Annotated in this window: 4 protein-coding genes; 3 read left to right on the forward strand and 1 reads right to left on the reverse strand. The window is 35.9% G+C overall.

The genetic code is table 11. The features are described 5' to 3' along the window. Positions 1-121: 121 nt before the first annotated feature. The 3 genes from ACY10D_RS11075 to ACY10D_RS11085 all read left to right on the forward strand — a co-directional run bounded on the left by ACY10D_RS11075 (position 122) and on the right by ACY10D_RS11085 (position 2,783). A complete protein-coding gene (locus ACY10D_RS11075; protein ID WP_487000791.1) occupies positions 122-784 on the forward strand; it encodes a helix-turn-helix transcriptional regulator in 663 nt (220 codons plus the stop codon). Between the two features lie 16 nt (positions 785-800). Beyond that, positions 801-1,691 carry a LuxR C-terminal-related transcriptional regulator gene (locus ACY10D_RS11080; RefSeq protein ID WP_487000792.1) on the forward strand — a complete coding sequence of 297 codons (891 nt, stop codon included), beginning with the start codon at positions 801-803 and terminating at the stop codon, positions 1,689-1,691. Positions 1,692-1,901: 210 nt separating this feature from the next. Further along, on the forward strand, positions 1,902-2,783 hold the full coding sequence (locus tag ACY10D_RS11085; protein WP_487000793.1) for a helix-turn-helix domain-containing protein: 882 nt from the start codon (positions 1,902-1,904) through the stop codon (positions 2,781-2,783). Positions 2,784-3,595: 812 nt separating this feature from the next. On the opposite strand, the gene ACY10D_RS11090 is transcribed toward ACY10D_RS11085, so the two are convergent. After that, positions 3,596-4,378, reverse strand: coding sequence for a TatD family hydrolase (locus ACY10D_RS11090; protein WP_487000794.1), 783 nt, complete (start codon positions 4,376-4,378; stop codon positions 3,596-3,598). Positions 4,379-4,554 lie beyond the last annotated feature (176 nt).

Genomic DNA, 4,554 nt, shown 5'->3' on the forward strand with positions numbered 1-4,554 from the left:
TTGGAAGGCTATGTGCAGCATTTGAGTTGCTGGCACAAAAATACTGTGCATAATTTAAACCTTGATTCACATTTTAGGCACTCAATACATAACACATGAAACAAATAACCAAGTAGTCACATTGCGCTTGAATGTTATTTATCAATCTAAAAACCATTATTGGATAGGTATTAATATCGCTGAACTTATGAAGCTGCCTAAATCCTATCGGCAAATTTTAAAACATTTTGCCAAGGAAATTCCTATTGCCAATTATGTGAAAGATACAAAAGGTATCTATATGTACGGTAATGATTACCTATGCCGCCTTGCAGGTGTGAAAAGCATCAACAATAAAACCGATCATGATCTCATCTGGTATGACTATGCCGAGCACCTTACCCAAAATGATTATAAGGTTACTAGCGATATTGCACCGAATTACTTTTTTGAAACCGTTACCATTGACAGCAAAAAAACAACGTTCTTATCAATTAAAACAAGTGATGGCTTAGATCTTTACGGCTCGTCAATCAATCTTAGCTTTATTCATACAAAACTTTTACAGCAAATGGAACAAATTCCAATTGATATCAATGATACATCACTATCACCACAGGAGTTTGAGTGCGCTTATTGGATGTCTCAAGGCAAAAGTGCTTGGGAGATTGCTCACTTAACACATCGTTCGCAAAAAACAGTTGAATGGTATCTTGCAAAACTTAGAAAAAAGTTGCACTGTAAGAAAGCATCAAGCCTTGCATTTTTATTAGGAAAATATCACACCAACTTTGTTAAATATTGATATCTCGTGTAATACTATGATCAATAAAACAACTACCACAAAGTGTTATATCGACTTTTGTCAAAATATGCAAATTCCGCTTATCGTATGTCGACATGATTTCTCTGTAGCATATTATAATCTATATATCCCACATATTTTTGATGACTCACTACAACAAGAGATCAATCTAAACTTTGCAGATATCCAATTACTCGCTAAAGGTAAGACTTTCTATAGTATGATTACCAACAAAACGTATGATTTCAAATTGCGCTGGGACTTGCTTAGTAGTGATCATGAATATTATTGCTTTAGTATTCGCATCGTTACTAAATATTTGAAAAATACACACCAAGAGCTTACCAATCTATTTGAAGCATTGCCAATATCAACCTTTATAAAAACAGCGCAAGGTGTTTACGTATATAGTAATGCATACCATAACCAATTAGCTGGGTTTGATTCTCTTATTGGGCATTCACACTATGATGCTTTTGGTGAGATGGATGGCAATAAGATAGCGCAAAATGATTTAACGCTTTTACAAACCAAGTCCAGTCTTTTTGTATATGAACATGTACATAATGCGCTTGTGCTCACTATGAAATTTTATACCACTATCGATGGTCAAGATTATATTTATGGTGCTGCCCTTAACATGTCCAGAGCACACGAGGCATTACTGGCATCAGAGGTTGCGAAGGCAGATGCGCCTGATATTGACATCAATCTAACCGAATCAGAAATTCGCTGTGTTAATTTCATGGTCCAAGGTCATACAGCATCAGCCATTGCCAGTCAATTGAATATATCCCATAAAACTGTCGAATTTCATTTAGATAATGCTAAGCGCAAACTAAATTGTTACAAAACCAGTAAATTAGCATTTATGATTGGCAAATATCATGCCCATTTTATAAAATAATAAAAGTGATCAAACTTTAGAATATTTACCATGACTATTATTTTCATAATCTTGAAAAGGTCACAACCAATTGGCTGTTATAGCAAGTTTTCTACACGTTTTTATGCAAATTTTACAGCGTGTTTTTTTCCACCTATAATCCGCCAAAAATATCACCTACACACTTAATTTATGGACACTCGACAGACTATTATTTCGTTCTGTGACAATATGCATATCCCGCTAATTATTAGCACACCAAACTTAAATATTACTTTTTATAATGACTACGCCAAGATGCTGTTAGATTTACCCATCAATTTACGTCATGCTACTGATAACATTGAAAAACTACTAACACATTCTGACAATGAGCTTACAAGTTATCATAATACGACGGATGAAACGCTCACATTAAGATGGTATCAGCATCATCAAGGCATTAGCGAACGTTATATTAGTATTAAAGTCGTGAAACGTGAAAAGCACAATCATGATGATAGACAGACGATAAAGCAACTGATTGCGCATCTACCAGCTTCAGTACTTATTAAGGATCAATCTGGTAGCTATTTGTATGCTAATGAACACCATACACAAGCCGCCAGAGCAACAAGCATTATTGGACGTAAAGATGTTGATTTACCGTGGTGTGAATCAGCGCATAAATTTCGTGAGCATGACGCATTTTGCTTTACTAAAAATGAAAATGAACCCTACTATTTTATTGAGCAGCAAGCATATCGCAATGATAATAACCAACTCATTCACAACACCATGCTTTGTGCAACGCATCATAAAAATAATCAGCTTTATGGCTTTTCGATGAATCTACGCGATATTCACCAAAGTCTTTTTGTAAAATATGCACAAACTAAAGGTGCAACTGATGCTAATATCGACTTATCGACGCGTGAGATGGAATGTATCAATTGGCTTGTCGAGGGAAAATCTAGCAGTGAAATCGCCACTATCTTAGGGATATCACGCAAAACCGTTGAATGGCATATTGCCAATATCAAACAAAAATTTGGCTGCTATAAATTAACAAAACTTGCCTTTTTAATCGGCAAGTTTCATGGGTATTTTATTGAGCGGGATATTGGTTTTTAAAATAAAAGTACAGCAGAATTTAAAGCTAAGGTTGCTTTGGACACGATAAAAGGCGATTTAACGATTAATGAGATTTCCTCAAAGTATAGTGTGCATTCAACGTAGATCAATCCTTGGAAGCAGCAAGCTTTGGCATCATTAAAAACCTGCTTTAATGATAAGCAAGAAAAAACTCGCAACAGCAAATGGATAAGCTCTATCAACAGATAGGGCAATTAACTTGTGAAAATGACTTTCTAAAAAAATGCTGATGCTGACGCATTTAAAGAGAAACTATTATCAGGCTTAAAACCAAATGAAAACATTTGCTTGAAGCCTATAATTGATGAGTTGAATTTGCAATAGAAAAATCCCATTTTTATTGCAAAGTGATCTAGACAATGGGGAGTACTTTATTAAAGTAAATAACAATGAAGTTGAAAGCTTAAAATCAACACCTCGCCAATGGCTAACGATTGTCATCAATGAGCATGAATTGAGTATCCCACTGACCTAAAAAGTAATGCACCAATAAAGGGAGTCTATATGACACAGAAATCCATGATCAAAAAAGTCATTGGCGTAATAAGTGCTGTTACCATAATCGTCTCTGGCCCTATTTATTTATATAGTAAAAATATAGTAAAACAGGACAGACAGATAGTGCTCTGTTTGAGACCCAATCAACAGATCTACATTTTTTGACAATAAGTGACATACATCTAGATGTCAATAAAACAGAGCATATGGAGATTGCACCGATAGGATGTAACACTTGGTAACTGTTTATTCTGATTCAACACGACAGTCAGATCGCCTCTACACTTCTACAATTAACCTTTCACACCCAAAAACAAGCTCTTAGTATTCTCTTTTGTTGCATGACAAAAGTACTCAAAATCCTCACCGCGCAATTTGGCTAAATACTCTGCGACATGATAAACATACGCTGGATAATTAGGTTTCCCTCGATACGGCACGGGTGTCAAATACGGTGCATCCGTCTCGATAAGCAATCGATCTAGCGGAATTTTCCGCGCCATGGCTTGCACATCTTGTGCATTTTTAAAGGTTACAATGCCTGAGATTGAAATATACATCCCCATATCAAGCGCTTTTTTTGCCATATCCCAATCTTCAGTAAAGCAATGAAGCACGCCACCACATTGATCAATGCCATGCATTTCTAAAATGGCTAATGTATCTTCTTTCGCGCCACGTGTATGCACAATTATAGGCTTTTGCAGTATTTTTGCCGCTTCAATATGGGCAATAAACTTCTGCTGTTGCAGTGAATGTGTCTCTTTAGCATTGTAATAATAATCAAGCCCTGTCTCACCAATCGCAACACATTTATCATGGTCGATATAATCGATAATAGTTTGTGCATCAAGCGGTTGAATGCCTTCAACTTCACTGGGATGGACACCGACGGAGTAATAAACGTCGGGAAACATTAAGGCAATGGATTTAATTGCTTCAACATCTTCCAACGTAGTCGCAATAGATATGATTTTTTCAACGCCTTTCACTTTAGCTTTAGCAACAATCTCCTGAAGTGTTGGTTGCCCTTCTTTTTGCAAATAGTTAAGGTGACAATGAGAATCAATGATCATAAGGAAGAATAATAAAAAAGTGATTAAATCATATGTTTAGCATCTACGGCACGAATCTCTGGTACATTGCGCATATAACCATGATAATCCAAACCAAAACCAAATAAAAATTCATTTTCGACTTCAAGACCAGAGTAGTCTGCTTTAATCAATCCACCTTTGTCTCTTGGTGCTTT

Source organism: Cysteiniphilum sp. (assembly GCF_057495195.1).